This is a genomic window from Pseudomonas juntendi (genome assembly GCF_009932375.1).
Taxonomy (GTDB): domain Bacteria; phylum Pseudomonadota; class Gammaproteobacteria; order Pseudomonadales; family Pseudomonadaceae; genus Aquipseudomonas; species Aquipseudomonas juntendi.
In genome coordinates this window covers 1-226 of the sequence record NZ_BLJG01000494.1, presented here as the reverse complement: position 1 = coordinate 226, position 226 = coordinate 1, and the positions used below count along the sequence as shown (strand labels likewise).

1 pseudogene is annotated in these 226 nt (G+C 63.7%); it reads right to left on the bottom strand.

Features of this window, described 5'->3' with window-relative positions:
• Nucleotides 1–226 (bottom strand): annotated as a pseudogene (locus GYA94_RS26910) (sodium:proton antiporter); the annotation flags it as partial.

Sequence of the window (226 nt, the reverse complement as noted above, 5' to 3'; positions counted from 1 at the left end):
AAGCCCACCGGCAGGAACATGTAGGGGGTAATCAGGCCGAAGGTGATCACGCAGGCGATGAGCCGCCGGTCGATGCGCAGGCGGGTCAGCACATACAGCAGCGGCGGCACCAGCAGCGGGATGAAGGCGATGTGAATGGGCAGGATGTTCTGCGACGACACCGCCACCGCCAGCATCAGGCCGATCATCAGCCACTTGAGCTTGCCAGCATTGGCATGGCCCTGGC